We start from the raw sequence: 26,449 nt of genomic DNA on the forward strand, positions 1-26,449 counted from the left end.
CCTTGTCCGGCGAACGCTCGATCACGGGCTTTCCGAACGTTTCCGGCGGAGGCCGTCGGGGCCCGTCCGGGCGGGCGCTCAGACGGTACGTGCGGTCGCGGCCACGGTGAGTTCCGACAGCGCGTCACGCGCATCGGAGGTCAGCGGGGCGGCGACCAGCGCCGCGGACGCCTCTGCGGCGTACCGGTCGATCATCTTCTCGCAGGCGTCCAGCGCACCGGTCGACACGATGATCTCGCGGAGCGTCTCGACGCCCGCGGTGTCCAGCTCCGGGTCGCCCAGGAGACGTTCCACGGTCGCGGCCTGCGCGGCCGAGGCGCGCTCCAGGGCCAGCGCGACCAGCACCGTGCGCTTGCCCTCGCGCAGGTCGTCACCGGCCGGCTTGCCGGTCTCCGCCGGGTCGCCGTACACCCCGAGGACGTCGTCGCGCAGCTGGAAGGCGATGCCCACCGGCATGCCGTACGCCGAGAGGGCCTCCACCGACGGCGAATCGGCCAGCGCGGCACCGAGCTGGAGCGGGCGCTCGACGGTGTACTTGGCGCTCTTGAACCGGATGACCCGCAGTGCCGCCTCGACCATCGCGTGGCCGTCCGGCAGCGGGCCGCGGGCCTGACCGAGCAGGTCGAGGTACTGCCCGCACATCACCTCGGTGCGCATCCGGTTGAACAGCGGACGCCCGCGCGTCAGCGCCTCGTCGGGTAGGCCGCTGCCCTGGTACATCTCGTCGCACCAGGTCAGGCACACGTTGCCCAACAAGATCGCCGCGCCGGCGCCGAACCCCTGCGCCGAGCCGCGCCAGCCCGACTCGGCGTGCAGCGCCTCGAACCGCCGGTGCACGGCGGGCATCCCGCGCCGGGTGTCGCTGCCGTCCATCACGTCGTCGTGGATCAGCGCACCGGCCTGCAGCAGCTCGAGCGAGGCCGCCGCGGTGAAGAACTCCGGGAGGTCACCGCCGCCCGAGCCCTGCCAGCCCCAGTAGCAGAACGCCGGGCGCAACCGCTTGCCGCCGGACAGCAGCGCGTCGAGAGCGGCCATGAGGGGCATCAGCTCGGCGGAGACGGCGCCGAGGAGGGGACGCTGGTGGTCCACGAACCCGTACAGCGCCTCGTCGACCCTTTTGCGAATTTCACGAGCGTCCACGTGATCGAGACTAGTGGCCCTCAAGGATGGTCCCGTTACCCTGTGGGCATGACGACCGCGCGCCGCCGCACCATCCGGGAAGTCCTCGCCGCCGGAGAGACGACGTTCTCGTTCGAGTTCTTTCCCCCAAAGACCGAGCAGGGGGCGCGAAACCTCTGGCAGGCGATCCGCCGGCTCGAGGTGCTCCAGCCGACCTTCGTCTCCGTGACGTACGGCGCCGGCGGTGGCACCCGCGACCGTACGGTGGAGATCGTCGAGCGGATCGCCACCGACACGACGCTCACCCCGGTGGCGCACTTCACCGCGGTCGACCATTCCGTCGCGGAGTTGCGGCAGCTCATCGGCAGGTTCGCGGCGGTGGGCGTCACCGACCTGCTGGCCCTGCGCGGCGACCCGCCCGGCGACCCGATGGGGGAGTGGGTGCGCCACCCCGACGGCGTGGAGTACGCCGAGGACGTCGTCCGGCTGATCAAGTCATCGGGCGACTTCAGCGTCGGCGTGGCCGCGTTCCCGTACAAGCATCCGCGGTCGCCCGACATCGAGAGTGATACTCATCACTTTGTCCGTAAATGTCAGGCCGGAGCGGACTACGCGATCACGCAGATGTTCTTCCGGGCCGATGACTACCTGCGGCTGCGCGACCGCGTGGCGGCGGCCGGGTGCGACGTGCCGATCATCCCGGGCATCATGCCGGTCACCCAGCTCAGCACGATCGAGCGCTCCGAGCAGCTGTCCGGGGCGCCGTTCCCGCCGGAGCTGGCCGCCCAGTTCGCGGCGGTCGGCGACGACCTGGAGGCGGTGCGGCGGCTCGGCATCGACCAGGCGGCCGACCTGTGCCGGCGGCTGCTCGCCGAAGGGGTGCCCGGCATCCACTTCATCACGTTCAACAAGTCCACCGCGACGCGCGAGGTCTACTCCCGCCTGGAGCTCAGCGGGAAGTCCGCACCCATCACCGCGTAGACCGGGCCGCCTCCGGGAAACCGGAAGCCGGTCAGCAGGTCGACCAGGCCGAGCGAGCGGTACAGGTTGCGGGCCGGCGTCTGCGCGTCCAGCGTGGACAGCACCATGGTGCGCTCGGGCCGGCCCGCGCACAGCGAGGTGATCAGCCCGCGGCCCAGGCCCAGCCCCTGCGCCGCCGGATGCACGTGCAGCTCGGCGACCTCCCACGTGTCGTCCAGCCAGTGCCGGGCGTGCTCCTCGCCACCGATCTTGACGAGCTCGGCGCGTACGACGTCGTGCCACCACTGCCCGGACTCGCCGTGGAACCCGTAGCTGAAACCGATCACGCTTCGTGAGCGTTCGGCGACGAAGGCGCGGAACGCCGGATAACCGGTGTGCCGCTCCATGATCATGTGCCGACCGGGCATCTGCCCAGGTGGCGGCAGCATCGCCGCCTCGTACGTGGCGAGCAGCGCGTCGAGGCGCCGCAGGAAACCACGGCGGTCGATCTCACGGATCTGCGGGGATGCCTCGCGGCGGGCCCTGAATGCTGGTCTCACGTGCCTCACTCGGGGATGTACGGCGGAACCTTCGAGAGTGCGCCGTAAATGTCCCACAGAATCTGCGCCGCCGCCTTCTTCAACTGCCCGCGCCGGGCCTCCAGCTCACTCTGCCACGAGCGGGCGGCGGGCCCGACCCACGCGTCGCCGACGGTGCGTACGGGCGGGTCGAGGGCGGTCTCCAGGGTCGCGGCGCTGTCGAAGGCCCGCTGGTAGGCGTTGTAGAGCTCAGCGTACGCCGGGTTGGGTCGCTGAGTGCCGCCCGGTGGGGGCGGGTCGGAGGGCGAGTGCAGCGTGGCGGGGGAGGGCGGATAGGTGGTCACGGACCCTCACCCTGCGGATCGTCGGCCGTGAGCGTCAGCCTCGCCTCGTGCGGCGGGGCCGGTTGCCCGGTCTCTGAGCCTCCGGTTTCCGAGCCCCCGGTCTCTGCCCCTCCGGTTTCCACCATCTCCATCAGGCCCAGGTGGCCGAACGCGACGCGGGTGCGGTGGGCGAGCGCGGCCTGGGACAGCAGCGCGACCGCGTCGTCGCGTACGCCCCGGCGGAGCGCCTCGTCGAGCATCGCGCGCAGCCACTTCTCGTCCATCGTCAGGTGGTGGCTGGCCACGCCGAGCGAGGCGCGGACGTCGTCGAGGTGGTCGCGGCCCGCCGCCTCGATCAGCCAGGCGGTGCCGGCCGGGCCGAGCCGGCCGTACAGGCCGTGGGCGTAGTCGGGGTCGTCGGCGCTCGCGCGCAGGCGCCTCCAGACCTCCTCCGGCACCGGGCGGTGCGCCTCGTGCGCCGTGCGGACGGCCGCGGCGTCGGCGGACCCGGCCCTCGTCGCGGCGCGTACGTCGGGGAAGCCGCCGAGGTCGTGCCCGGCCCCGGCGGATGTCGTACGGCGGCGCGCGCCGCCGCCGAGCCGGCCCGCGCTGACCTTCGGCATCGTGGGCCCGCCCTGGCTCAGGTGGGTGATGGCGTAGTTGCGGCGCCGGGTGAGCATGCCCTGCTGGCTCCCGGTCCAGGTGTGGACCGCCTGCGCCTGGCGCAGCCCGGTGCGGGGGACGCTGGGCGGCAGGGTGGCGTTGGTGCGCAACCAGGTGGCGATGGCCTGCGAGGCGCCGTTCATCTGGTGGATGAGCCGCGCCATCGCGTCGACGTCCACGCCGACGAAGTCCTTGTCACGCGCGGCGGCGGCGCGCAGATCTTCGTGTCCAGCCATGGGGCCGCTCCGGAGAGTGCGCTCGAGCCTCAGAAGACCGTTGTACCACTGTGGTTCTCCCCTGTCTGCGGTCCGTGACGGGCGGTTGGTTACGGTCCTTCCGCATGTCAGAAGGGGTCTGCCGCTAATGGCCCTCCGGACGTGACGGCGGTCAGGCGCGGCGGCGGCGGTAGGCGCGCATGCGGGCGTTGGCGCCACAGCCCGCGACGTCGCACCAGCGGCCCGAGCGGTTGCGCGTGTGGTCGTAGAACGCGTACTGACAGTCGTCCGCGGCGCACGCCTTCATCCGCGGCCAGGTGCCGTCGCTCATCGCCGTGAGGACGCCCGCCAGGACGGCGCCGAGCATCAGGTCGCCCGGGTGCGCCTCGCGCTCGCCGACCGGCCACCGTACGCCGCCGGCGGTGACCAGCGGGCGCAGGTCGCAGCGGACGATCTCCTCGTTGACCAGGTCGAAGGCCGCTGGGGCGGCGGGGCCGGCGTTGTTGGCGAGCATCAGCGAGCGGAGCGCCTCGCGCAGCCGCACGGCCCGCGCGTACGTCTCCGCGGTCACCTCCCCCGGCAGCCCGTGCGCGGCGCGCCAGCGCTCCAGACCGGCGGCGTCGACCTCGTTGCGCGTCCGCAGGAACGCCTCCACCGGCGCGAGCGGGCCGGGAGCCGACGGTCGTGATGCCATGCCCCGATGTTACAGCCGTATGCCTTTGACACATAACGCGTTACGTACGTAATGTCGTTGCTCGTCACCACGATCGGGAGGTCACTGTGATCGAGCCGTTCCACATCGCCGTCGCGGAAGAGGTTCTGCAGGACCTGGCCGCCCGTCTCGAACGCGCGCGCCTGCCCTCACCGCCGGTCCTCGAAGGGGGAGAGAGCCCCGAGACCGTCGAGCGCATCGAGGACCTCATCGCGTACTGGCGTTCGGGGTACGACTGGCGGGCGCAGGAGGCCCGGCTGAACGCGGTGCCGCACTTCCGCGCCGCGGTCGGCGACGCGCGCATCCACTTCGTACACGTGCCGGGCTCGGGTCCGGACCCGCTGCCGCTGCTGCTCTGCAACGGCTGGCCCAGCTCCTTCGTGGAGTACCTCGGGGTGCTCGACCGGCTGGCCGATCCCGCGGCGTACGGTGGCGATCCCGCCGACGCCTTCTCGGTCGTGGTGCCCGCGCTGCCGGGGTACGGCTTCTCGGCCCCCTATCCGGGGCCGCTCGACCGGGTCACGATCGCCGGGCTGTTCGACCGGCTCATGGTCGAGGGCCTGGGGTACGCGAGCTACGTCGCGCACGGCGACGACATCGGCGGCGGCGTGGTGAACCGCCTGGGCATGTACCACGCCGGCACCGTACGGGCCATCCAGACCACCAACTGGACCCGGCCGGTGGACCCGGCCCCGCGTACGCCCGAGGAGGAGGCGTATGTCGCGGGAGAGGACCGCTGGGAGCGCACCCGCGGCGCGTACGCGCACGTCCAGGCGACCCGGCCGCAGATCCTGGCGTACGGGCTGAACGACTCGCCCTCGGGCCTGGCCGCCTGGGTGCTGGAGAAGTGGCTGACGTGGAGCGACCCGGCGACGCGCGGCCGGCTCACCGACGACGACCTGCTCACCAACGTGATGACCTACTGGGTGACGGGCTCGATCGGCGCCTCGTCACGCCTGTACGCGGTCGACTCGGCCCCGCCGGCCGACACGGTCTCGGTGCCGTCGTCGGTGCTGCTGACGCGTGAGCCGGAGATCCCCGTACCGCCGGAGTCCTGGCTGCGGCGCGCGTACCCGCGGATGACACGCCTGACCACGGTGGACGAGGGCGGCCACTTCCTGGCCCTGGAGTCCCCGGAGCACTTCGTGCGGCACGTCCGCGAGGCGTTCCGGCCGTACCGCGGCTGACGCGTCCCCCGGGGCCTACTCGACCTCTGCCGGGGTGCCGCCGGTGATGCGCACGAGCTCGTCGTAGGAGGTCGGGAAGATGGTGTGCGGGTGCCCGGCCGCCGCCCAGACGACCTCGTGCTCGGCCAGCCACTTGTCCACGAGCGTGCGGACCGGGCGGGGGTGCCCGACCGGGGCGACCCCGCCGATCGGATGGCCGGTGGCCGCGCGTACGAACTCGGGGTCGGCGCGCTTGACCTTCGTGGCGCCGATCAGCGCGGCCACCTTGGCCGTGTCGACGCGGTGGGCGCCGCTGGTGAGGACGAGCAGGGGTTCGCCGTCGGCGGCGAAGATCAGGCTGTTCGCGATCGCGCCGACCTCGCAGCCGAGTTGCGCGGCGGCGGCCACGGCGGTCGGCGCGGCCTCCGGGAGCTCGCGCACCTCGCCGGTGGCGCCGAGTTCGCGCAGGCGAGCGGCGACGTTCGCGGTGTTGGGATGCATGCGCAGCACTCTAGAGGCTCGTTTTGTCGGTCTGGCTCCGTATCGTCGTTGGCGTCGCCGCCGGACGGGTGTCGGGCGCACTGACAGGGATCATGTTCGACCGGTCTGACCTGCGACGACACGGCGTCATTCGAACATGTTGACGAATGGCGACGGCGCGGGTTTACTGGAGTCATCTCGAACTTGTGTTCGAGTATTCGGTGCGGATTCTCGCGGGTCCGCGCCGGAGGGGTTCGGCTCGCCGGGCAGCGCATGCCGTGCGAGACGTGGCGGCCGGGCGGGACGAGGGGAAGCGTTTCGCCCGCGCCGTCCCCGAACCCATCGAGCGGAAGGAGGCACGCCATGTCCGCAAGGTCCACGGCCGTCCCTCTGCGCCCCGTTCCGCGGCGCAGGCCGGCACCGCCGGCGATCACACTGTTGCAGACGGCCCGGCACGGCCTGGCCGAGGCGGCCGAGGCCGCCGTCCCCGCCTCACGTTACGTCGCGGCCCACCTGGCCGCACTGCGCGCCGCGGCCGCGGTCCTCGCGGCGCGGGGCGACCCGGCGCAGAAGCGTCGTGGCCGGCCCCAGAGCGTCTGGGTGCTGCTCCCGGAGGCCGAACCGGCCCTGCGCGAGTGGGCCGCCTTCTTCGCGGCGGGCGCGGGCAAACGAGCCGCGGCCGAGGCGGGCCTCCCGCGCGCCGTGACCGTCCACGAGGCGAACGACCTGCTCCACGACGCGGAGGTCTTCGTCGCCCTGGTCGAGACGACGTTGGGCATCGACAGCCAGCCGATGCTCCCGGTGGCCGGCTGACCCTGACGACCCCGGCCGGGCCGACCGAGAGGGGAGCGACGGTGAGAGACGACCCGCGCGACCTGCCGACCGTCGCTCACCGGCGAGCCTGCTCAGCGGTCGGTGCCCGGAGGTCGGGCCCCGGCCACGCACAGCTCGGAAGCTCGACGCCCGGGAAACTTGGAGCCCGGCTGCGAGGTGTCCGGAGCCCGGACGTGGCCCGGTGCCCGGAACCGGAAACCCTGGAGCAGGGCCGTGCGGTGCCCGGAGGCCGGTCGCGCGGTGCCTGGCGTCGGGAAGCGGCCCAGGGCCCAGCAGCGCGGAGCTCGGGGGTCGGCTGCTGGGCGCCCGGAGCCCGGACGTGGCCCGGAGCTCGGGACCGCGGAGCTTGCAGCAGGGTCGTGCGGTGTCCGGAGGTCGGCCGCGCGGTGCCCGGCGTCGGGAGCGGTCCAGAGACCGGAGCCCGGAAGCGCGGTGCCTGGCGTCGGGAAGCGGCCCAGGGCCCAGCAGCGCGGAGCCCGGAAGTGGTCCGGAGCTCGGGACCGCGGAGCTTGCAGCAGGGCCGTGCGGTGCCCGGCGTCCGGAAGATGGGAGTCAGGCCGCGGGCGCTCGCATCCTTCGGCCGGTTCGTCGCGGTCGGGCCCATCCGGACTTCGCCTCCTTGACCCGTTTTCCGGCTATCCGCATTGAGTGATCGATGAAGCATCGTCGTCCTGCCGGGCGCGCCGGCCGGGATGACGGTGGCCGCCGGGGCGCACGTGGCGACATTGCGGGATGTCCGGTGCGTCCCGGTCGGGCCGGCCCTCACCGGAGCAGCCGGCCGGCCGCGGGTCCCGCCGAGTTCCTCCCCCCGAATCGGCGGGACCCGTCGGCCACTACTACCTGATCGGCCCGGCGAGGCAGGCGATGCCTCGGACCTTGTGAGCGCGTGGGGCGCGACGTCACGGTGCGCAGCGGAGGGCGGCGTACGGCGGATTCGCGGTCAGGAGCGCGCAAGCCCGCCGGTCGGCTCCACGCAGGCGCCGTCAGCGTGACCGATGGTCAGGGGCGCGGAGATGGGGCGGCAAGAATGTGGGCCGAGGTGCCAGTGGGAGCGGGAGCGTTATGAGCTACGCGTGGCATCGGCAGGTGGGGCCAGGGCTGTCGATGAGGTGCTCTGTGGCCGTGGCCGTAGGGCGCGGTCCGAGTCGCCGATGGGTCGTGCCGTGAGACGACGTGGTCGTGGGACCTGGTTCTGGGGGCGCGGTCGTGGCGGCGTGGCCCTGGGGACGTCGTTCTGGCGGGCGTGGGCAGGCGGACCGGGCAGGGGCGTGGGGGCAGCGTGATACGGCCCTCCGACGCGGTGCGGTGATCGGGTGGGATCACCGCACCACTTCGGGGGGATACGGCTCAGAAAGCTTCCACGGCGCGGCGTGCCTCAGGGTCGAGGACGCCCCAGCCGATGAGTTCCTCAGTCAGTTCGGTCGGTGACTTGTCGTAAATCACCGCCAGAGATCGCAGATCCTCCTGCCGGATGGACAGGACCTTTCCGTTGTAGTCGCCTCGCTGGCTTTGGATCGTCGCGGCGTAGCGGGCGAGTGGACCGGCCTTGTCCTTCGGAAGCTGCTGGAGTCGCTCAAGGTCGATCACAAGTTTCGGGGTCGGGCCGAGCGGACTCGGCGCGGCTCCGCCGGGGAGCAACTCAGAGACGGGCACGCCGTAGAACTCGGCGAGCTCGGACAGCTTCTGAACGGTGACGGCGCGGTCGCCCCGCTCGTACGAACCCACGACGACGGCCTTCCAGCGGCCACGTGATTTCTCCTCCACACCGTGCAGGGACAGGCCCTGCTGGGTGCGGATGGCGCGAAGCCTCGCGCCGAGAGCCTTTGCGTATTCAGACGGCATCGTTGCGGCCCCCAGGCTCACTTTCTCGTCGTCGACGTGACCCGGGAGGGGACCAAGGGGCGTATGCCCCTGCCTCCACGAGAACGCGTGCGTCATGGGGCGCACTGTCAGCCGGCCGGGGCCGGCTGCCCGAGGGGTCCATCTCCTGGGATGGTTACGGACAGTGACGGTAAAACGGGTACGCCTCCAGGTCAAGCCGATTGGAAAAAAGCGGTCGAATCCGTCATCGCGCGCGGTGCGCGAACCTCGGCCGGCGAAGCGGCGAAAACCCTTGCCGGTCAAGGCTTTCCGTGACTGTCGGGGTCGCCACCGTACCGTCTCTGCCTGGGCAAACGCCATGCCACCGGGTGGCGGTGCGTCGGCAACGGGCTGCTACCGTGAAAAGGCCGATCCTTTAAGGCCCGTCCAGTGAGGCGGGAAAGGAGGTTAGACGGTGAGTGCTGCCTCTGTGCCCCCGCACAGGCCCTCTCCCAATGGTGACATGAGTCACAAATCTGTACTGGAAGCGCCGGACATCCGCCGCGCTCTCACCCGAATCGCCCACGAGATCCTCGAACGCACCAAAGGCGGCGAGGACATCGTTCTCCTCGGAATTCCGACACGAGGCGTGACCCTCGCCGAGCGTCTCGCCCGGCGCATCGAGGAGGTCGAGGGACGCCCGGTCCCGCAGGGCTCCCTCGACGTGACCATGTACCGCGACGATCTCCGCCTTCGGCCGGCCCGCGCCCTCGGACGCACCGAGCTGCCGCCCGAAGGCGTGGACGACCGCGTCGTGGTGCTCATCGACGACGTTCTGTACTCCGGCCGCACCGTGCGTGCGGCCCTCGACGCCCTGAACGACCTCGGCCGCCCGCGCGCGGTCCAGCTCGCCACGCTGGTCGACCGTGGCCACCGTGAGCTCCCCATCCGCGCCGACTACGTCGGCAAGAACCTGCCGACGAGCGCGAAGGAGACCGTGCGGGTGCTGGTCGAGGAGGTGGACGGCCGCGACGCCGTCCTGTTGGAGGCCGGCAAGTGAAACAACACCTGATCTCCGCGGCCGACCTGACGAAGGACGACGCCCTGCTGATCCTCGACACCGCCGAGGAGCTCGCGAGCGTCGCCGACCGGCCCATCAAGAAACTCCCCACGCTGCGCGGCCGTACGGTCGTCAACCTCTTCTTCGAGGACTCCACGAGGACCCGGATCTCCTTCGAGGCGGCGGCCAAGCGCCTGTCCGCGGATGTGATCAACTTCTCCGCGAAGGGGTCGAGCGTGTCCAAGGGCGAGAGCCTGAAGGACACCGCGCTGACGCTCGAGGCGATGGGCGCCGACGGCGTCGTGATCCGGCACGGCGCCTCCGGAGCGCCGCACCGCCTCGCCACCTGGGTCCGCGGCAGCGTCGTCAACGCCGGCGACGGCACGCACGAGCACCCCACCCAGGCCCTGCTCGACGCGTACACGATGAGGCGCAGGCTCGGCGACCTCGACGGCCGGCGGATCACGATCGTCGGCGACATCCTCCACAGCCGCGTGGCGCGCTCCAACGTCCTCCTGCTGAACACCCTCGGCGCCGAGGTCACCCTGGTCGCACCGCCCACGCTGTTCCCGGTCGCGGTCGGCACCTGGCCGTGTGAGATCGCCTACGACTTCGACGCGGTCCTGCCCAAGAGCGACGTCGTCATGATGCTCCGGGTCCAGCAGGAGCGGATGAACGCCGCCTACTTCCCGACCGTGCGGGAGTACAGCAGAAGGTACGGGCTGGACGCCCGGCGCATGGCCGCGCTGCCGGAGCACGCGCTCGTCATGCACCCCGGCCCGATGAACCGCGGGGTCGAGATCGCCGCGGAGGTGGCCGACTCCACGCGCTCGACCATCGTCGAGCAGGTCGCCAACGGCGTGACCGTGCGCATGGCCGTCCTCTACCTCCTCCTCGGCGGCTCCGAGCCCGCGATCGGCAACACCAGAACGGAAGGCGAATGACGTACCTGATCAAGGGCGCCCGCATTCTCGGCGGCGAGGCGCGGGACATCCGCGTGGAAGACGGCGTCATCGCCGAGATCGGCACGGGGCTGGACCCCGAGAACGCCGAGACGATCGACGCGGACGGCCTCATCGCCCTGCCCGGCCTCGTCGACCTGCACACCCATCTGCGCGAGCCCGGCCGTGAGGACGCCGAGACCGTCGAGTCGGGCACGCGGGCCGCGGCGGCGGGCGGGTTCACCGCCGTGCACGCCATGGCCAACACCGAGCCCGTCGCCGACACGGCCGGCGTGGTCGAACAGGTCTGGCGCCTCGGCCGCGAGGCCGGTCACTGTGACGTCCACCCGGTCGGCGCGGTCACCCGCGGCATCGAGGGCCGTCAGCTCGCCGAGCTCGGCGCCATGGCCGACTCCGCCGCGCACGTACGGGTCTTCTCCGACGACGGCCACTGCGTGGACGACGCGGTCCTGATGCGCCGCGCGCTGGAGTACGTCAAGGCGTTCGACGGCGTCGTCGCCCAGCACGCGCAGGAGCCGCGCCTGACCGAGCACGCGCAGATGAACGAGGGGGAGGTCTCCGGGCGCCTCGGCCTGGCCGGCTGGCCGGCCGTGGCCGAAGAGGCGATCATCTCCCGCGACTGCCTGCTCGCCGCCCACGTCGGCTCCCGCCTGCACGTCTGCCACGTCTCCACGGCCGGTTCGGTGGAGATCATCCGGTGGGCGAAGAGCAAGGGCTGGCAGGTCACCGCCGAGGTGACGCCGCACCACCTGCTGCTCACCGACGAGCTCGCCGAGACCTACGACCCGATCTACAAGGTCAACCCGCCGCTCCGTACGAAGGCCGACGTCGAGGCGCTGCGCGAGGCGCTGGCCGACGGCACGATCGACTGCGTCGCGACCGACCACGCTCCGCACCCGGTCGAGGCCAAGGAGACCGAGTGGGCGCCGGCCGCGATGGGCATGATCGGGCTCGAGACGGCCCTGTCCGTCGCGCAGGCGGCCATGGTCGACACGGGCCTGCTCGACTGGGCCGGCCTGGCCGACCGCATGTCCGTACGCCCGGCGCGCATCGGCCGCCTCGCCGGGCAGGGACACCTGCCCGTTCCGGGAGCGCCGGCCAACCTCACGCTGTACGACCCGGACGTACGCCGGGTGGTCGACCCGGCGGCCTCGGTGTCCAAGAGCCGCAACACGCCGTTCGCCGGGCTCGAGCTGCCCGGCCGCGTCCACGCGACGTTCCTGCGCGGGCGCCCGACCGTTCTCGAGGGGAAAGTTGTATGAGCGAGCGTAGCCAGCGAATCGGAAAGCGCGTGGCTCTGGTCACTTCCCCGACGAAGGAGGGCGCATGAACCAAGCGCTGCTCGTCCTTGAGGACGGACGCACGTTCCGCGGCACCGCGTACGGCGCCGAGGGCGAGGCGTTCGGCGAGGTGGTCTTCAACACCGGCATGACCGGCTACCAGGAGACCCTCACCGACCCCTCCTACGCCCAGCAGATCGTCGCCATGACCGCCCCGCACATCGGCAACACCGGCGTCAACGACGAGGACCCCGAGTCGGGCCGGATCCAGGTCGCCGGGTACGTCGTGCGCGAGCCCTCGCGCATCACCTCGAGCTGGCGGGCGCAGCGGTCCCTGGAGGACGAGCTGCGCGCGTACGGCGTGGTCGGCATCGCGGTGCAGGGCACCCGGGCGCTAACGCGTCACCTGCGGGAACGCGGCGCCATGCGGGCCGGCATCAGTACCGCGGAGACCGACCCCGACGCGCTCCTGGAGCGGGTCCTGGCCAGCCCCGACATGATCGGCGCCGACCTGGCCCGCGTCGTCTCCACCCCCGAGCCCTACGTCGTACGGCCCGACGGCGAGGTACGCCACCGGGTCGCCGCCGTGGACCTGGGGATCAAGACGATGACCCCGCGCCGCATGGCCGAACGCGGCTGCGAGGTGCACGTGCTGCCCGCCACGGCGACCGCCGACGAGATCCTCGCGCTGGAGCCGGACGGCGTCTTCTACAGCAACGGGCCCGGCGACCCGGCCGCGTGCGGCTACGCGGTCGACTCGATGAAGGGCGTGCTGGAGGAGGGCCGGCCGGTGTTCGGCATCTGCCTGGGCAACCAGATGCTCGGACGCGCCCTCGGCCTGGACACCTACAAGCTGCGGTTCGGCCACCGCGGGGTCAACCAGCCCGTGCAGAATCGCGCCACCGGCCGCGTCCACATCACCAGCCACAACCACGGGTTCGCCGTCGAGGCGCCCCTCGACGGGCCGTTCGAGACCGCGTTCGGCCGCGCCGAGGTCACCCACGTCGACCTGAACGACGGCGTGGTCGAGGGGCTGCGGCTGCTCGACCGTCCCGCGTTCAGCGTCCAGTACCACCCCGAGGCCGCCCCCGGCCCGCACGACGCCACCGGCCTTTTTGAGACCTTCTGCGAGCTGATGAAGAAATGAGCGACGTTTCCAGCCACGAGGCCGACCACGCGGCCGACGCCGGGTCGCACGGCCACATCCCGGTCGATCCCAACGACGCGGTGCTGCGCGCTAAGGCGCCCAGCCCGCGCGCACTCCTCGCCGCCGCCGTCGCGGCACTGCTGACCGTGGCCGTTCTGGCCGCCGCCGCGATCGCGTCCGCGCAGGGGGTCTGATGCCGCGCCGTACCGACATCAAGTCCGTTCTCGTCATCGGCTCCGGCCCGATCGTGATCGGCCAGGCCGCCGAGTTCGACTACTCCGGCACCCAGGCGTGCCGGGTCCTGAAGGCCGAGGGGCTCCGCGTCGCCCTGGTCAACAGCAACCCCGCGACGATCATGACCGACCCGGAGATCGCCGACGCGACGTACGTCGAGCCGATCACGCCCGCGACGGTCGAGCAGGTCATCGCCAAGGAGCGCCCCGACGCGCTGCTGCCCACGCTGGGCGGCCAGACCGCGCTCAACACCGCGATCGCCCTGCACGAGTCCGGCGCCCTGGACAAGTACGGCGTCGAGCTGATCGGCGCGAACGTCGACGCCATCCAGGCGGGGGAGAACCGCGAGCGGTTCAAGCAGATCGTCGCCGACATCGGCGCCGAGTCCGCGCGCAGCGTGATCTGCCACAGCATGGACGACTGCCTCGGCGCCGCCGAGACGCTCGGCTACCCGATGGTGGTGCGGCCCTCGTTCACCATGGGCGGCGCCGGGTCCGGCATGGCCTACGACGAAGAGGACCTGCGCCGCATCGCCGGCGCGGGCCTGGCCGCCAGCCCGACCACCGAGGTGCTCCTGGAGGAGTCCATCCTCGGCTGGAAGGAGTACGAACTGGAGCTGATGCGCGACAAGCACGACAACGTCGTGGTCGTGTGCTCCATCGAGAACGTCGACCCGATGGGCGTGCACACCGGCGACTCGATCACCGTCGCGCCGGCCATGACGCTCACCGACCGCGAGTACCAGCACATGCGTGACGTCGGCATCGCCGTGATCCGCGCCGTCGGCGTCGACACCGGCGGCTGCAACATCCAGTTCGCGATCGACCCGCGCACCGGCCGCATGATCGTCATCGAGATGAACCCGCGCGTCTCGCGGTCCAGCGCGCTCGCCTCCAAGGCCACGGGCTTCCCGATCGCCAAGATCGCCGCCCGGCTCGCGGTGGGGTACACCCTGGACGAGATCCGCAACGACATCACCCGCGAGACCCCGGCGAGCTTCGAGCCCAGCCTCGACTACGTCGTGGTGAAGGCGCCGCGGTTCGCGTTCGAGAAGTTCCCCGGCGCGGACGAGACCCTGACGACCCACATGAAGTCGGTCGGGGAGGCCATGGCGATCGGCCGGTCCTTCCCCGAGGCGCTGCAGAAGGCCCTGCGGTCCCTCGAACGCTCCGGTGCGTCGTTCTCCTGGGCCCCGGGGCCGGAGACGCTGCCGGCGGACGAGCGCGCCGCGCTCAAGGCCGACCTGCTCGACCGCGCCTCCCGGCCCCACGACGGCCGCCTGCGCGCCGCGCAGCAGGCGATGCGGGCCGGCGCCACCATCGAGGAGGTGCACGAGGCGACCGCGATCGACCCGTGGTTCCTCGACCAGATCGCCGCGCTGGAGGAGATCGCCGCCGCGCTCACCGGCGAGCAGCTCGACCCCGAGGCGCTCCGCGAGGCGAAGCGGCACGGGTTCTCCGACGCGCAGATCGCCGAGATCCGCGGCGTGTCCGCCGAGCTGATCCGCGGGCTGCGGCACGCCCTCGGCGTCCGGCCGGTCTACCTGACCGTCGACACGTGCGCCGCGGAGTTCGCCGCCGAGACGCCGTACCTGTACTCCACCTACGACGAGGAGACCGAGGTCCCGCCGGGCGAGAAGCCCAAGGTGATCATCCTCGGCAGCGGGCCGAACCGCATCGGCCAGGGCATCGAGTTCGACTACAGCTGCGTGCACGCGTCGTTCACGCTCGCCGAGGCGGGCTACGAGACCGTCATGGTCAACTGCAACCCCGAGACCGTCTCGACCGACTACGACACCTCCGACCGGCTCTACTTCGAGCCGCTCACCCTGGAGGACGTCCTGGAGGTCGTGCACGCCGAGCAGGAGACCGGCGAGGTCGCCGGGGTGATCGTGCAGCTCGGCGGGCAGACGCCGCTCGGCCTCGCGCAGAGCCTCAAGGACGCCGGCGTGCCCGTCGTCGGCACCTCGCCCGAGAGCATCCACCTCGCCGAGGAGCGCGGCGCGTTCGGCCGGGTCCTCGAACGCGCCGGGCTGCCCGCGCCCAAGCACGGCACCGCCACGACGTACGAGGAGGCCGTGGAGATCGCCGGCGAGATCGGCTACCCGGTCCTCGTACGGCCCTCCTACGTCCTCGGCGGACGCGGCATGGAGATCGTCTATGACGAGGACACGCTGCGGTCCTACATCGACCGGGCCACGGGCGGCGGCGGGCAGTGGAGCCCCGAGCACCCCGTGCTGGTGGACCGGTTCCTCGACGACGCGATCGAGATCGACGTCGACGCGCTCTACGACGGCACCGAGCTGTACCTCGGCGGCGTCATGGAGCACATCGAGGAGGCCGGCATCCACTCCGGCGACTCCGCCTGCGCGCTGCCGCCGATCACGCTCGGCCACGAGGACATCTCCCGCATCCGGTCCTCCACCGAGGCCCTCGCCCGGGAGATCGGCGTCCGCGGCCTGATGAACGTGCAGTACGCCCTCGCCGCCGGCGTCCTCTACGTCCTGGAGGCCAACCCCCGCGCCTCCCGTACGGTGCCGTTCGTCTCCAAGGCGACCGCGGTGCCGCTCGCCAAGGCCGCCGCGCGCGTCATGCTGGGCACGCCGATCGCCCGGCTGCGCGCCGAGGGGCTGCTGCCCGCGACCGGCGACGGGGGAGACCTGCCCCTCGACGCGCCCATCGCGGTCAAGGAGGCGGTGCTGCCCTTCGACCGGTTCCGCACCCCTGAGGGGCGCGGCGTCGATACGATCCTCGGCCCGGAGATGCGTTCGACGGGAGAGGTCATGGGGATCGACGCCGACTTCGGCGCGGCGTTCGCCAAGTCGCAGGCGGCGGCGTACGGCTCGCTGCCGACCAAGGGACGCGCCTTCGTCTCCGTGGCCAACCGGGACAAACGAGCCATGATCTTCCCGGTCAAACGCCTCGCTGACCTAGGTTTTGAGATTCTCGCAACCGAGGGCACCGCCGAAGTCCTGCGGCGCAACGGCGTCCATGCCAAGATCGTTCGCAAGCACAGTGCCGGACCCGGGCCCGACGGCGAGCCGACGATCGTACGGCGCGTCCTCGACGGCGAGGTCGACCTCATCGTCAACACCCCGTTCGGCAGCCCGGGGCAGTCCGGTCCGCGGCTCGACGGATACGAGATCCGCACCGCGGCGGTGCTTCGCCGCGTCCCGTGCCTCACCACGGTGCAGGCGCTCGGCGCGGCGGTCCAGGGCATCGAGGCGATCACGGCCGGCAGCGTCGGCGTGCGGTCGCTGCAGGAGCACGCGGAGCATCTCAGGGGGAGCCGTTGAGCGGAGGAGGCGAGTGACGGACTCGTCGCCGGTGCAGGTGCCGGGAACCGTGCTCACCACGCGGCGGATCGGGGCGTACCAGACGATGACCCTCGTCGCCCCGGGCGTCGCCGAGCGCTTCCGGCCCGGCCAGTTCGTCGCCCTCGCGGTCGGCGGTGAACAGTCCAGCATGCTGCTGCGGCGCTGCTTCGCCGTCCGCGAGGTCAAACCGGACTTCGGCGGCACCGTCGAGATCGTCTTCTCGGTCCGCGGCAAGGGCACGCAGTGGCTCGCCGGGCTGCGCCCGCGCGACATCGTGGATGTCGCCGGGCCGCTCGGCCGGCCGTTCCCGCTGCCGCGCGACCCGGTGACCTGCGTGCTCCTGGGCGTCGCGCACGCCAGCGCGGCGCTGTTCCCGCTCGCCGCCGTGCTGCGCCAGCGCGACTGCCCGCTGCACTTCCTCCTCGGCGGAGGCACCGCGGACGACGTGCACGGCGCGCGCGGCGCCCGCCGCGCCGGCGACTCCGTCGCGGTGGCCACGGGCGACGGTTCGCTCGGCTCGGTGGGCACGGTCGAGGACCTGCTGGCCAGCGCCATCGAGGGCGCCCAGGCGGAGGTCGTGTACGCCTGCGCGCCGCTGGACACGCTGCGGTCGGTCAGCCGCACCTGCGCGGGATACGGCATCCCGGCCCAGGTCGCGGTCGAGGAGCCGATGGCGTGCGGCACCGGGGTCTGCATGGCCTGCGTGCTGCCGGTGATCGGCGACGACGGCGCCACCCACATGGTCCGTACCTGCGTCGAGGGCCCGGTGTTCCGCGGCGAACGGGTGCGCTGGGACGACGTCGGCACCATCCCGTTCGACGCACTGGGCGCCCCGCGCGCCCTACGGCTGGGAGAACGCCCATGAGCCGCAAGCCGGGGGAGTGGTCATGAGCGAACAGAGTGAGCGCATCGGCGCGTCGGGTGTCTCCGCCGGCGAAGGAGGGCCCTTGAGCGTACGGAGTGCGCGCATCGCCAACACGGTGCGTCTGGTCTCTCCTCCGGCGAAGGAGGGCTCTTGAGCGTTGATCTGCGGACCGGGCTCGGTCCGGTCTCGCTGCCGAACCCGATCATGACCGCGTCCGGCTGCGGCGGCACCGGGCGTGAGCTGGGCCGCTTCTTCGACGTCGCCAAGCTCGGCGCGATCGTCACACCGTCGATCACGCCCGAGCCGCGCGCCGGGCGCCCCGCGCCCCGGCTCGCCGAGACGCCGAGCGGCGTGCTGAACTCCACCGGGTTGCAGGGGCCGGGGATCGACGCCTTCCTGGCACGCGATCTGCCGTGGCTCGACGAGCAGGGCGCCCGCACGATCGTCTCGATCGCCGGCAACAGCGTCGAGGAGTACGCCGAGGTCGCCGGGCGTCTCACCACCGCGCCGGGCGTGACCGCGGTCGAGATCAACACCTCGTGCCCGAACGTCGAGGACCGCGGCCTGATGTTCGCCGCCCACCCGACGGCCGCCGCCGAGGTCGTGCGCGCCGTGCGCGCCAACACACGCCGGGGCGTGCCCGTCTTCGCCAAGCTGTCGGCGGACGTCACCGACATGGTCGGCGTCGCGATGGCCTGCGCGGACGCCGGCGCCGACGGCCTGTCGATGATCAACACGCTGCACGGCATGGCCGTGGACACGTGGTCCTTCCGCCCGCGCCTGGCCGGGATCACCGGCGGGCTGTCCGGCCCGGCCATCCGGCCCGTCGCGGTCCGCTGCGTCTACCAGGTGCACGCGGCGCTGCCCGAGGTCCCGATCATCGGCATCGGCGGCGTGCGTACCGGAACCGACGTGCTGGAGCTCATCCTGGCGGGAGCGTCGGCGGTCGCGGTCGGCACGGCGAACCTTCATGATCCGTCCGCATGCGTACGGATCCTTCGCGAACTGGACACCGCGCTGCGGGAACGCGGCATCACCGAACTGACCGACGCGGTGGGGCTGGCCCACAAGCCGGCGGGCACGCTGATCCGGCGCATCGACCCCAACGTCGGCGTCGGTGAGCCGACGGAACAGGAGAGTCTGCAGTGAACCTCGCCCCCATCGCCGTCGCCCTGGACGCGCCGGACCTCGAGACGGCCGCCCGCTGGGCGACGCTGGTGACACCTCACGTCAGCACGGTCAAGGTCGGGCTGGAGCTGTACCTGCGGTACGGGCCGGACGTGGTGGCCAGCGTCCGCGGCGCCACCGGCGTCCAGGTCTTCCTCGACCTGAAGCTGCACGACATCCCCGCCACGGTGGCCGGGGCGGCGCGCGCGGTGTCACGTCTCAAGCCGGCGTACCTCACCGTCCACGCGGTCGGCGGCGCCTCGATGATCCGTGCGGCCGCCGAGGCCGCGCCGAACACCAAGATCGCCGCTGTGACCGTTCTCACATCCCTGGCGGAGGACGATCTGACGAGCATCGGTCTCGCCGGACCGGCGCTGGACGCCGTCCGCCGCCTGTCGGCGCTCGCGGTCGAGGCGGGCGCGCAGGCGCTCGTGTGCTCCCCGATGGAGGCGGCCGCGGTACGCGCGGAGGTGGGCCCGGAGGTGACGTTGATCACGCCGGGCGTCCGTCCGCGCGGAGCCGCGACCCAGGACCAGGCCCGCGTGGCGACGCCGGAAGAGGCCCTCGCCTCGGGCGCGGACCTGCTCGTGATCGGCCGCCCCATCACCGCGGCCCCGGACCCGGGGGCCGCCGCCGCGGGCATCGCCGCCGCCCTCCGCCGTACGAGCGGCAGCGTCTGAGAGCCCCTTTCACACCCGCGACGGCACGCGAACGCCGCCGCGCCCGGCGCCGTCACCCGTCTCGTCGATCCCCCGCCCGGCCGGGCGAGTACGGCCTCGGGTGCCCGAGTCATCCACAGACCTGCACGACCGCTTCCGCAGCGTGTTCCGCCGCTGGACAATGGAAGTGGGCTGGCGCCCCCTGGGCGGGCGGGGACCACGTCGGTCGCGGGCGGGGACCACGTCGGTCGCGGGCGGGGACCACGTCGGTCGCGGGCGGGGACCACGTCGGTCGCGGGCGGGGACCACGTCGGTCGCGGGCGGGGACCACACCGTCGCCGGGCGAGGACCGTGTCGTTAAGGGCGTCGGTGGCCTGCCGCGCGTCGTGCCGGAACGCGTACAGGCCGTCTGACCGCCGGAGACGGCGGCACCTGAGGAACTCTGTGGGGCGACGGGGGTTCGCGAGGCTGGGGGGCTCTCAGGCGCGAAAACGCGGCCCTCGCCGGGCTTGAGGGACCTGCCAAAACGGGGAACGGCCTGCTGGAACGTGCCAATTCGCCGGGAAAACCCCGGAATCGTCCTTGCCTCGGTACGGCGTCGGGCGGCGAGGGCTCGGCGGTCCGCTCGACGGGTTCGGCCGTGCGAACGCGCCGCGGCTCGGCGGTGCCCACCGAGAGTTGTCGTCGGGTGACAGAAGGCGTCAACCCGTTATGACAGCGAGGGCGGCGGGCGTGGCGCGATCGGCCGCCGCGAGCCCGGTGGCGGGCCGCCGCACCGGCGGCATGTCGCGGCGTGTCGCGGAGCGGTGTGAGCCGCCACGCGAGGGCCGTCAGGGGACCCCGGAGGGCGGCTTGCGGGGGTTCGGGGGTTAGATGGCGGAGGGTGACCGTCCCGAAGGAGGTGTTCGGCGGCGAAACGTGTCCCGCAGAGTGTCATCCGCCGCCGTTTCGTCTTGACTGAGCCGTTTGCCCCTCGCAAGAAACGCCAGGCCGTCGTACGGTTCGGGGTGAAGCAACCCCCCCGATTGGGTACTCTGCGTGTTCAGGACAGCTCATAGAGTGACATCTGCAATTTAATGACGGGCTAAACGGGCTTTCACGTTGCTTTATGGGCCCTGAACTCGCTAGGTTCCCAAGCCGTCCGACTCAATCGAGTGGAAACACGAGGTGACCCGGCGTGGCGCTTCCGCCCCTAACCCCTGAACAGCGCGCCGCAGCCCTGGAGAAGGCTGCCAAGGCCCGCAAAGAGCGTGCCGAGGTCAAAGACCGCCTGAAGCACGGCGGAACCTCCCTCGCTGAGGTTCTGAAAGATGGTCAGGCCGACGACGTAATCGGAAAGATGAAGGTGTCGGCACTACTGGAATCCCTGCCTGGCGTCGGAAAGGTCCGCGCTAAGCAGATCATGGAGCGGCTCGGTATCGCCGAGTCCCGCCGCGTGCGGGGTCTTGGCGCCAACCAGCGCGCCGCTCTGGAGCGTGAGTTCGGCGGCGGTGGAAATCGCTGATCGACTTGCGCCGGACGGGCGCGGCGGCTCGGCCGCCGCGGCCGATTCCGCTGCGCCCGCGGCGGGCGGCTCCATCCCGTCCAGGCGCCTGACGGTCCTTTCCGGGCCGTCCGGCGTCGGCAAGAGCACGGTCGTCGCCGAGATCCGGCGTGCCCACCCCGAGGTGTGGCTGTCGGTCTCGGTGACCACCCGTGCGCCGCGGCCCGGTGAAATCCACGGCGTGCATTACTTCTTCGCCGACGACGCCGAGTTCGATCGGCTCGTCGACGAAGGAGAACTGCTCGAGTGGGCCGAGTTCGCGGGGAATCGTTACGGTACGCCGCGGCGTGCGGTGCTGGAGCACCTCGCCGCCGGCGTGCCGGCACTGCTCGAGATCGACCTGCAGGGCGCCCGCCAGGTGCGCGCGTCCATGCGGGAGGCGCGGCTCGTCTTCCTGGCGCCCCCGTCCTGGGAGGAGCTCGTGCGCCGCCTCGTCGGCCGTGGCACCGAGGCGCCCGAGGTGATCGAGCGCCGGCTGGCCGCCGCCCGCGAGGAGCTCGCCGCCGAGCCCGAGTTCGACGTCACCCTGGTGAACACTTCGGTCAAGGACGTCTGCGCTGAGCTGATATCCTTGCTGGCTGTCCACCCATCTGACGACTGAGAGGCGCGGGAGTGGCTTCTAACGCCCCCGGCGGTGCCGACGGCATCACCAATCCGCCCATCGACGATCTGCTGAAGATCGTTGACAGCAAATACAGCCTTGTGATCATGGGCGCCAAGCGTGCCCGCCAGATCAACGCCTACTACGCGCAGCTCGGCGAGGGCCTGCTCGAGTACGTCGGTCCCCTCGTGGAGACCCAGGTCCAGGAAAAGCCGCTGTCCATCGCGCTGCGCGAGGTCCGCGAGGGCCTGCTCAACTCCGAGGCCATCGAAGGCCCGTAAGTGATCGTGACCGGCCGCACCGCGGGACATGGCGATGACGTCCGCGGTTGAGGGGCCGCGCGTTCTGCTCGGCGTCGGCGGCGGCATCGCCGCGTACAAGGTCTGCGAACTTCTGCGGAGGCTGACCGAGTCGGGGCACCGGGTCCGGGTGATCCCGACGCGTGACGCGCTGCGCTTCGTCGGCGAGCCGACGTGGGCGGCGCTGTCCGGCGAACCGGTCACCACCGAGGTCTGGTCCGGCGTCGAAGAGGTTCCGCACGTACGCCTCGGGCAGGGCGCCGACCTCGTGTTCGTCGCGCCGGCAACGGCCGACCTGCTGGCCAAGGCGGCGCACGGCATCGCCGACGACCTGCTGACCAACACGCTCCTCACGGCGCGTTGCCCGGTCGTGTTCGCTCCGGCGATGCACACCGAGATGTGGGAGCACCCGGCCACCCGGGCCAACGTCGCGACGCTGCGCCACCGGGGCAACATCGTGATCGAGCCCGCGGCCGGCCGGCTCACCGGCGCCGACTCGGGCAAGGGCCGCCTGCCCGACCCCGACGCGCTCTTCGACGCCGCGCGCCGGGTGCTGGCCCGCGGCGGCCTGGACACCGCACGCGACCTCGCCGGCCGCCACGTCGTCGTCTCCGCGGGCGGCACCCGCGAGCCCATCGACCCGGTGCGGTTCATCGGCAACCGCTCGTCGGGCATGCAGGGGTACGCCCTGGCCCGTACGGCCCTGGCGCGCGGCGCGCGGGTCACCCTCGTCGCCGCCAACGTCGCCCTGCCCGACCCGGCCGGCGCCGAGGTCGTCCGCACCGGGTCCACGCGGGAGATGCGCGACGCGGTCCTGAAGGCCGCGGCCGACGCCGACGCGGTGGTCATGGCGGCGGCGGTGGCCGACTTCCGTCCGGCCGACTACGAGGACGTGAAGATCAAGAAGACGCCGGGTGCCGAGCCGGCGCCGATCCGTCTCGTGGAGAACCCCGACATCCTGGCCGAGCTCGTACGCGAGGCGCGCGACGGCGACCAGGTGATCGTCGGGTTCGCCGCCGAGACCCACGACGTCCTGGAGAACGGACGCCGCAAGCTCGCCCGCAAGGGCTGTGACCTGCTGGTGGTCAACCAGGTGGGAGAGCACCTGGCGTTCGGCCGTCCGGACAACGCCGCGGTCATCCTCTCCGCCGACGGTGAGGCCGTCGACGTGCCGCGCGGATCGAAGGAGACATTGGCCGACGTGGTTTGGGACCTGGTCGCCGCACGCATGATCTGAGGAGGCCGAGACGCCCCACCGAGACTCAAGCCGGTCTCGGTAGACTTCGCCACCGACAAACGCAAGTCCATTTCTGCTTACGTCAGTCAGCAGCCGCTGCAAGGAGTACACGCACGTGTCCCGTCGCCTGTTCACCTCAGAATCCGTGACCGAGGGTCACCCGGACAAGATCGCGGACCAGATCAGCGATGCGATTCTCGACGCGATGCTGAAGGACGATGCCAAGAGCCGCGTCGCCGTCGAGACCATGATCACTACCGGCCAGGTTCACGTCGCGGGTGAGGTCACCACCGAGACGTACGTGGACATCCCCGGTGTCATCCGGGAGAAGATCCTGGACATCGGGTACGACTCCTCCAGCAAGGGCTTTGACGGGCGTTCGTGCGGCGTGTCCGTGTCGATCGGCGCCCAGTCGCCCGACATCGCCCAGGGCGTCGACGACGCGTACGAGACCCGCGAGGGCGAGGGCACGGACGACCTCGACCGCCAGGGCGCCGGCGACCAGGGCCTGATGTTCGGCTACGCCTGCCGGGAGACCCCCGAGCTGATGCCGCTGCCGATCACCCTCGCCCACCGGCTCGCCGCGCGGCTGTCCGCGGTGCGTAACAACGGCGTGGTGCCATATCTGCGTCCCGACGGTAAGACTCAGGTCACCATCGAGTACGACGGCGACCGCCCGGTCCGCCTCGACACCGTCGTCGTCTCCTCCCAGCACGCCCCGGACATCAGCCTGAGCGACCTGCTGACGCCGGACGTCAAGGAGCACGTGGTCGACCCGGTCGTCGCCGACCTCGACCTGGACACCGAGGGCTACCGCCTGCTGGTCAACCCGACCGGCCGCTTCGAGATCGGCGGCCCGATGGGCGACGCCGGCCTCACCGGCCGCAAGATCATCATCGACACCTACGGCGGCATGGCCCGCCACGGCGGCGGCGCCTTCTCCGGCAAGGACCCCTCCAAGGTGGACCGCTCCGCCGCGTACGCCATGCGCTGGGTGGCCAAGAACGTCGTCGCCTCGGGTCTGGCGGACCGCTGCGAGGCCCAGGTCGCGTACGCCATCGGCAAGGCGCACCCGGTCGGCCTGTTCGTCGAGACCTTCGGCACCGAGAAGCTCCCGGTCGAGAAGATCCAGGAGGCCGTGCTCGCGGTCTTCGACCTGCGCCCGGCCGCGATCATCCGCGACCTCGACCTGCTCCGCCCGATCTACTCCCAGACGGCGGCGTACGGCCACTTCGGCCGCGAGGAGCCGGACTTCGCGTGGGAGACCACGCACCGCGCCGACGCGCTGCGCGAGGCCGCCGGCCTCTGATCGCCCGCGACGGGCGAGGGCTTCCTCCGGCCACGAGGGCGGTCCCGGCATGTGCCGGGGCCGCCCTTTCGCGTGCTTGGGCGCGTGTCCGGGCGGGCACAGTCGGTAGTGGCGATGGGGCGGGAGGAGGAGGTGCCCGGTGCGTGAGCCGGAGGTCTTCCCGTACGACGACCAGGCGTTCGTCGCGGATCCGTTCCCCTTCTACAAGCGGCTGCGCCGAGAGGGGCCCGTACGCCGCGTGGCGACCGTACGCGGCATCGAGGCGTGGCTGGTCACCCGGTACGACGACGGGACGGCCGCGCTGTCGGACCCGCGCTTCAGCAGCGACCTGCGGGACGCGACCGACGGCCGCATGCTGGACCTGCTGCCCTCGGCCGAGCGCGAGTCGTTCCTGCGGAGCATGATCAGAGTCGGGCCGCCCGACCACACCCGGCTGCGCCGGCTCGTCTCCAAGGCGTTCACCGCCCGCCGCGTCGCCGCATTGCGGCCGCGCGTCCAGGAGATCACCGACGGCCTGATCGACGCCGTCCTGCCCGCGGGCCGCGCCGACCTGGTCGCCGACGTGGCCCTGCCCCTGCCGGTCACCGTCATCTGCGAACTGCTCGGCGTGCCGGTCACCGACCGCGAGGGCTTCCAGGAGTGGACCGACGCCATCCTCACGCAGGAACGCTTCGACCGGGACGCGGTGGACGACGCGTGGCGGAAGATGTGGGCGTACCTCGAAGGGCTGATCGCGGACAAGCGCGGTCACCCCGGCGACGACCTGCTGAGCGCGCTGATCACCGCACGCGACGACGAGGGGCGCCTGGAGGAGGACGAACTGGTCGCCATGGCCTTCCTCTTGCTGGTCGCCGGATACATCACCACGGTCAACCTCATCGCCGGCGGCACGGCGACACTGCTGGCCCATCCGCAGCAGCTCAAGCTCGTGCGCGACGACCCGGGGCTGCTGCCCGGGGCGGTGGAGGAGCTCCTGCGCTACGACGGGCCCGTCAATCCGGGGGTGATCCGATTCCCGACGGAGGACGTCGAGATCGGCGGCGTACGGATCCCGAGGGGCGACACGGTTCTGATCGCCACGGCCATCGCCGACCGCGACCCGGAGCACTTCACCGACCCGGACCGGCTCGACGTCACCCGCACGGAGAACACGCACCTGGCGTTCGGACACGGCGCCCACTACTGCCTCGGCGCACCGCTCGCCCGCCTGGAGGGCGAGATCGCCATCGGCACGATCCTGCGGCGCCTGCCCGACCTGACCCTGGCGGTCCCGTTCGACGAACTCCGCTGGCACGTCGCCAGCCTGCGCGGCCCAAAGGCCGTACCGGTGACGTTCACCCCGTCCTGACCGGCACCCACCGCCCCGAGCGGCCAGCGCGCTCACCGCCGAGGGAGGGGCAGCCGAGCCGGCGCCCGGAGCCAGCGCGGTGACCACGAATCTCCGCCGTGTCCGGCGAGCCCTCAGTTCGTGTGGGGGGCACCCTCACCTGGGCCTGGCGTGGTGAGGGGGACCCTCACAGGCGCGGGTCAGGCGGCACCGCCGCGGATTGTCGGTGGCACGTCGCCGGCCTGCGCGGCCCAAAGGCCGTACCGGTGACGTTCACCCTGTCTTGACCGCTGCCCACCGCCCGAGCGGCCAGATCGGTCACCGCCGAGAGAGGGGGAGCCGAGCCCGCGACCGGGGCTAATCTCCGCCGTGTCGGCGAGCCCTCAGTTGGTGTGGGGGGCACCCTCACCTGGGCCTGGCGTGGTGAGGGGGACCCTCACAGGCGCGAGTCCGGCGGCACCGCCGCGGATTGTCGGTGGCACGTCGCCGGCCTGCGCGGCCCAAAGGCCGTACCGGTGACGTTCACCCCGTCTTGACCGCTGCTCACCGCCCGCGCAGCCAGAATGGTCACTGCCTCGAGGGGGCCGCCGAGCCGGCGACCGCAACTGGCGCGGTGACCACGAACCTCCGCC

At 71.9% G+C, this 26,449-nt stretch carries 25 protein-coding genes; 18 read left to right on the forward strand and 7 right to left on the reverse strand.

The window, feature by feature from the left end:
- Positions 1-78: 78 nt before the first annotated feature.
- Complete coding sequence (locus ABEA10_RS24000) at positions 79-1,140, reverse strand: polyprenyl synthetase family protein (protein ID WP_345467588.1); 1,062 nt, start codon at positions 1,138-1,140, stop codon at positions 79-81.
- Positions 1,141-1,188: 48 nt separating this feature from the next.
- Here ABEA10_RS24000 and metF point away from each other — a divergent pair, with 48 nt between their 5' ends.
- Positions 1,189-2,100, forward strand: coding sequence for a methylenetetrahydrofolate reductase [NAD(P)H] (gene metF, locus ABEA10_RS24005; RefSeq protein ID WP_345467590.1), 912 nt, complete (start codon positions 1,189-1,191; stop codon positions 2,098-2,100).
- Here metF and ABEA10_RS24010 read toward each other — a convergent pair.
- The 4 genes from ABEA10_RS24010 to ABEA10_RS24025 form a co-directional block, all read right to left on the reverse strand.
- Positions 2,052-2,639 (reverse strand): GNAT family N-acetyltransferase, encoded by a 588-nt coding sequence (locus ABEA10_RS24010; protein WP_345467593.1) that lies wholly within the window; start codon positions 2,637-2,639, stop codon positions 2,052-2,054. The two genes, metF and ABEA10_RS24010, sit on opposite strands and share 49 nt — an antisense overlap.
- Positions 2,640-2,644: 5 nt before the next feature.
- A complete protein-coding gene (locus ABEA10_RS24015) occupies positions 2,645-2,962 on the reverse strand; it encodes a hypothetical protein (protein ID WP_329257961.1) in 318 nt (105 codons plus the stop codon).
- Complete coding sequence (locus ABEA10_RS24020) at positions 2,959-3,840, reverse strand: hypothetical protein (RefSeq protein ID WP_345467596.1); 882 nt, start codon at positions 3,838-3,840, stop codon at positions 2,959-2,961. The genes ABEA10_RS24015 and ABEA10_RS24020 overlap by 4 nt, the downstream gene beginning before the upstream one ends.
- A gap of 151 nt (positions 3,841-3,991) precedes the next feature.
- Positions 3,992-4,513 (reverse strand): CGNR zinc finger domain-containing protein, encoded by a 522-nt coding sequence (locus ABEA10_RS24025; RefSeq protein WP_345467598.1) that lies wholly within the window; start codon positions 4,511-4,513, stop codon positions 3,992-3,994.
- 86 nt (positions 4,514-4,599) lie between these two features.
- On the opposite strand from ABEA10_RS24025, the gene ABEA10_RS24030 reads away from it, so the two are divergent.
- Positions 4,600-5,718, forward strand: a complete 1,119-nt coding sequence (locus ABEA10_RS24030; RefSeq protein ID WP_345467600.1) for an epoxide hydrolase family protein — start codon at positions 4,600-4,602, stop codon at positions 5,716-5,718.
- Between the two features lie 15 nt (positions 5,719-5,733).
- Here ABEA10_RS24030 and ABEA10_RS24035 read toward each other — a convergent pair whose 3' ends face one another.
- The gene (locus ABEA10_RS24035; protein WP_329257970.1) at positions 5,734-6,198 is read right to left on the reverse strand and encodes a YbaK/EbsC family protein; all 465 of its coding nucleotides are present in this window, start codon (positions 6,196-6,198) and stop codon (positions 5,734-5,736) included.
- A 342-nt stretch (positions 6,199-6,540) separates the two neighbouring features.
- Here ABEA10_RS24035 and ABEA10_RS24040 point away from each other — a divergent pair, with 342 nt between their 5' ends.
- Entirely contained in the window at positions 6,541-6,990 is a 450-nt protein-coding gene (locus ABEA10_RS24040; RefSeq protein ID WP_345467602.1) for an SAV_6107 family HEPN domain-containing protein, read from the forward strand.
- 1,368 nt (positions 6,991-8,358) lie between these two features.
- Here ABEA10_RS24040 and bldD read toward each other — a convergent pair.
- Positions 8,359-8,853: a transcriptional regulator BldD gene (gene bldD / locus ABEA10_RS24045; RefSeq protein ID WP_141961424.1), complete on the reverse strand. Its 495-nt coding sequence runs from the start codon at positions 8,851-8,853 to the stop codon at positions 8,359-8,361.
- 481 nt (positions 8,854-9,334) lie between these two features.
- Here bldD and pyrR point away from each other — a divergent pair, with 481 nt between their 5' ends.
- The 15 genes from pyrR (at position 9,335) to ABEA10_RS24120 (ending at position 25,838) form a co-directional block, all read left to right on the forward strand.
- Positions 9,335-9,871 carry a bifunctional pyr operon transcriptional regulator/uracil phosphoribosyltransferase PyrR gene (pyrR, locus tag ABEA10_RS24050; protein WP_285566747.1) on the forward strand — a complete coding sequence of 179 codons (537 nt, stop codon included), beginning with the start codon at positions 9,335-9,337 and terminating at the stop codon, positions 9,869-9,871.
- Positions 9,868-10,815, forward strand: coding sequence for an aspartate carbamoyltransferase catalytic subunit (locus ABEA10_RS24055; protein WP_329257976.1), 948 nt, complete (start codon positions 9,868-9,870; stop codon positions 10,813-10,815). The genes pyrR and ABEA10_RS24055 overlap by 4 nt, the downstream gene beginning before the upstream one ends.
- Positions 10,812-12,095, forward strand: a complete 1,284-nt coding sequence (locus ABEA10_RS24060) for a dihydroorotase (protein ID WP_345467612.1) — start codon at positions 10,812-10,814, stop codon at positions 12,093-12,095. The genes ABEA10_RS24055 and ABEA10_RS24060 overlap by 4 nt, the downstream gene beginning before the upstream one ends.
- A 64-nt stretch (positions 12,096-12,159) precedes the next feature.
- Positions 12,160-13,260, forward strand: a complete 1,101-nt coding sequence (gene carA, locus ABEA10_RS24065) for a glutamine-hydrolyzing carbamoyl-phosphate synthase small subunit (RefSeq protein ID WP_345467614.1) — start codon at positions 12,160-12,162, stop codon at positions 13,258-13,260.
- Positions 13,257-13,454 (forward strand): hypothetical protein, encoded by a 198-nt coding sequence (locus ABEA10_RS24070; RefSeq protein WP_329257983.1) that lies wholly within the window; start codon positions 13,257-13,259, stop codon positions 13,452-13,454. Before carA ends, ABEA10_RS24070 begins: the two co-directional genes overlap by 4 nt.
- Complete coding sequence (carB, locus tag ABEA10_RS24075; protein ID WP_345467618.1) at positions 13,454-16,789, forward strand: carbamoyl-phosphate synthase large subunit; 3,336 nt, start codon at positions 13,454-13,456, stop codon at positions 16,787-16,789. Before ABEA10_RS24070 ends, carB begins: the two co-directional genes overlap by 1 nt.
- A gap of 13 nt (positions 16,790-16,802) precedes the next feature.
- Positions 16,803-17,675 (forward strand): dihydroorotate dehydrogenase electron transfer subunit, encoded by an 873-nt coding sequence (locus tag ABEA10_RS24080; protein WP_345467620.1) that lies wholly within the window; start codon positions 16,803-16,805, stop codon positions 17,673-17,675.
- A 150-nt stretch (positions 17,676-17,825) separates the two neighbouring features.
- Positions 17,826-18,824 (forward strand): dihydroorotate dehydrogenase, encoded by a 999-nt coding sequence (locus ABEA10_RS24085; protein ID WP_345467622.1) that lies wholly within the window; start codon positions 17,826-17,828, stop codon positions 18,822-18,824.
- A complete protein-coding gene (gene pyrF, locus ABEA10_RS24090) occupies positions 18,821-19,522 on the forward strand; it encodes an orotidine-5'-phosphate decarboxylase (RefSeq protein ID WP_329257995.1) in 702 nt (233 codons plus the stop codon). Before ABEA10_RS24085 ends, pyrF begins: the two co-directional genes overlap by 4 nt.
- A gap of 1,156 nt (positions 19,523-20,678) precedes the next feature.
- A complete protein-coding gene (gene mihF / locus ABEA10_RS24095; protein ID WP_252782942.1) occupies positions 20,679-21,005 on the forward strand; it encodes an integration host factor, actinobacterial type in 327 nt (108 codons plus the stop codon).
- 73 nt (positions 21,006-21,078) lie between these two features.
- Positions 21,079-21,645 carry a guanylate kinase gene (gmk, locus tag ABEA10_RS24100; RefSeq protein ID WP_329262402.1) on the forward strand — a complete coding sequence of 189 codons (567 nt, stop codon included), beginning with the start codon at positions 21,079-21,081 and terminating at the stop codon, positions 21,643-21,645.
- Between the two features lie 11 nt (positions 21,646-21,656).
- Positions 21,657-21,926: a DNA-directed RNA polymerase subunit omega gene (gene rpoZ, locus ABEA10_RS24105; RefSeq protein ID WP_285566731.1), complete on the forward strand. Its 270-nt coding sequence runs from the start codon at positions 21,657-21,659 to the stop codon at positions 21,924-21,926.
- Positions 21,927-21,960: 34 nt separating this feature from the next.
- A complete protein-coding gene (coaBC, locus tag ABEA10_RS24110; protein ID WP_345467627.1) occupies positions 21,961-23,181 on the forward strand; it encodes a bifunctional phosphopantothenoylcysteine decarboxylase/phosphopantothenate--cysteine ligase CoaBC in 1,221 nt (406 codons plus the stop codon).
- A gap of 115 nt (positions 23,182-23,296) precedes the next feature.
- A complete protein-coding gene (gene metK, locus ABEA10_RS24115; protein ID WP_329258002.1) occupies positions 23,297-24,490 on the forward strand; it encodes a methionine adenosyltransferase in 1,194 nt (397 codons plus the stop codon).
- Positions 24,491-24,629: 139 nt separating this feature from the next.
- Positions 24,630-25,838 (forward strand): cytochrome P450 family protein, encoded by a 1,209-nt coding sequence (locus ABEA10_RS24120; RefSeq protein ID WP_345467629.1) that lies wholly within the window; start codon positions 24,630-24,632, stop codon positions 25,836-25,838.
- Positions 25,839-26,449 lie beyond the last annotated feature (611 nt).

The sequence above is a fragment of the Actinoallomurus oryzae genome, assembly GCF_039541955.1.
Taxonomy (GTDB): domain Bacteria; phylum Actinomycetota; class Actinomycetes; order Streptosporangiales; family Streptosporangiaceae; genus Actinoallomurus; species Actinoallomurus oryzae.

What these genes read in the sequence shown, in the direction of transcription:
- metF (WP_345467590.1), top strand. Translation starts at nt 1,189, where the DNA reads ATGACGACCGCGCGCCGCCGCACCATCCGGGAAGTCCTCGCCGCCGGA.
- ABEA10_RS24020 (WP_345467596.1), bottom strand. Translation starts at nt 3,840, where the DNA reads ATGGCTGGACACGAAGATCTGCGCGCCGCCGCCGCGCGTGACAAGGAC.
- ABEA10_RS24025 (WP_345467598.1), bottom strand. Translation starts at nt 4,513, where the DNA reads ATGGCATCACGACCGTCGGCTCCCGGCCCGCTCGCGCCGGTGGAGGCG.
- ABEA10_RS24035 (WP_329257970.1), bottom strand. Translation starts at nt 6,198, where the DNA reads ATGCATCCCAACACCGCGAACGTCGCCGCTCGCCTGCGCGAACTCGGC.
- ABEA10_RS24040 (WP_345467602.1), top strand. Translation starts at nt 6,541, where the DNA reads ATGTCCGCAAGGTCCACGGCCGTCCCTCTGCGCCCCGTTCCGCGGCGC.
- bldD (WP_141961424.1), bottom strand. Translation starts at nt 8,853, where the DNA reads ATGCCGTCTGAATACGCAAAGGCTCTCGGCGCGAGGCTTCGCGCCATC.
- pyrR (WP_285566747.1), top strand. Translation starts at nt 9,335, where the DNA reads ATGAGTCACAAATCTGTACTGGAAGCGCCGGACATCCGCCGCGCTCTC.
- ABEA10_RS24060 (WP_345467612.1), top strand. Translation starts at nt 10,812, where the DNA reads ATGACGTACCTGATCAAGGGCGCCCGCATTCTCGGCGGCGAGGCGCGG.
- carA (WP_345467614.1), top strand. Translation starts at nt 12,160, where the DNA reads ATGAACCAAGCGCTGCTCGTCCTTGAGGACGGACGCACGTTCCGCGGC.
- ABEA10_RS24070 (WP_329257983.1), top strand. Translation starts at nt 13,257, where the DNA reads ATGAGCGACGTTTCCAGCCACGAGGCCGACCACGCGGCCGACGCCGGG.
- carB (WP_345467618.1), top strand. Translation starts at nt 13,454, where the DNA reads ATGCCGCGCCGTACCGACATCAAGTCCGTTCTCGTCATCGGCTCCGGC.
- coaBC (WP_345467627.1), top strand. Translation starts at nt 21,961, where the DNA reads ATGACGTCCGCGGTTGAGGGGCCGCGCGTTCTGCTCGGCGTCGGCGGC.